Raw genomic sequence first — 1591 nt, forward strand, 5'->3', positions numbered from 1 at the left:
AGATCCTCCTGCGCGGCAGGCGACAGACGACGCATGTCCCGATCCTCGCTCACACCCCACCAACGATCAGGAAACCCATCAGTTTCGCCTCAATAACAGAAAGCGATGTTCGAAACTCCGGGACGGAAATACGCGCACCATCCGCGCAACACCGAGTTCAGTCGGTGGAGTAAGGAATCCAGCGACAAGCCGACGTTCTGCCGTCCGGTCAGCTCCTTCACCTTGCCCATGACGGAACGCACTGATGTCCGTGCCGGGTAGGTGTAGATGTACTGCCGACCAGTGCCAAGTTTCCGGTGACGCTGGATGCGCCATCCGAGAAAATCAGGGCCCTCGTCAATGTGCGTGATCTTTGTCTTCTCCACCGACAGGCGAAGGCCCATTGGCTTCAATGCCGCTGCGACCTCGTCGCGTAGTTCCTCGGCATGTTCACGGCGCCCGAAGACGAGTACGAGGAAGTCGTCCGCATACCGGACCAGCCGGTAGTTGGGCAATCCTCGACGCCGTCTCCTGCGCCGATCCTCGGAGGTGCCATCTGGTCCTCCGAGGCCCCGGGCGATGTACTCGTCCAGGACCGAGAGTGCGATGTTGGCCAGCAGCGGCGACAGGATCCCGCCCTGCGGGGTCCCGGTGCGTGTGCCCGTGAAGGCTCCGTCACGGGACAGGATCCCGGACTTCAAGAACGCCTTCACCAAAGACAACACCCGCTTGTCCCCGATTCGATTCCGCACCCGCTCCATGAGGGCCGGGTGCGCGATCTCGTCGAAGCACGCCGTGATGTCGCCCTCCACCACCCACTCATATCCGTGGCTGGCGAGGTAGCGAGTCTCGGCGATCGCATCGTGAGCTCGGCGGTTCGGGCGGAACCCATAGGAACACGGGAGGAAATCCGCTTCGAATACCGGCTCCAGCACCAGTTTCAAGGACGCCTGGACCACTCGGTCCGCCACGGTCGGAATCCCGAGACGACGAAGCTTGCCATTCGCCTTGGGAATCATCCGCTCGCGGACAGGAACCGGATGGAAGCTGCGGTCTCTGACCTGGGTCCGCAGCTTGTCGAGAAATGCCTCGACTCCCTGCCCGGCTTCGATGGAGCGGGCGGTCTTCCCGTCCACTCCGGCCGTGCGGGCACCCTTGTTTCCCCGGACACGGTCCCACGCCACCAACAGGAAGGCGGGATCGGCCACGAGGTTGAACAGGTCGTCGAACCTGCGATGAGAATCATCGGCAGCCCAACGGTGCAGCTTGGTCTGGATCTCCAGTACCCGGCGTTCGGCCTTCATCAAGGCCCATTCCAGCTCGTCGGTATTCACCGGCGACAGCCTCCTGGCATTCCAGTCTCCTTACTGCTGACTTGCTGGCCCCCTTCCCCATGTGACCGGCTTTCCCGGCCTCGGAGTACTACGGAGCCTCCGTCCTGCCCGACGGCCATCAGCCGGCGATGGGCCTGCCCCCGATCGGACCGGATGTCCGATACAAGGGCGACCGCGGACAGTTCCCACGTTCACCACGAAATCGATCGACAGGTGAGGTGCCCAGCTCTACCCCGGCAGCATCGCCACGCTTACGCCGCAGACTTTCGGCGTGGCCT

1 protein-coding gene is annotated in these 1591 nt (G+C 63.0%); it reads right to left on the reverse strand.

Going from position 1 to position 1591, the window contains the following annotated elements; genetic code table 11:
* Positions 1 to 89 precede the first annotated feature (89 nt).
* Positions 90 to 1313: a group II intron reverse transcriptase/maturase gene (gene ltrA / locus ABTY04_RS40900; RefSeq protein WP_352218504.1), complete on the reverse strand. Its 1224-nt coding sequence runs from the start codon at positions 1311 to 1313 to the stop codon at positions 90 to 92.
* Positions 1314 to 1591 lie beyond the last annotated feature (278 nt).

The sequence above is a fragment of the Streptomyces sp. NPDC097981 genome (assembly GCF_040302565.1).
GTDB lineage: Bacteria > Actinomycetota > Actinomycetes > Streptomycetales > Streptomycetaceae > Streptomyces.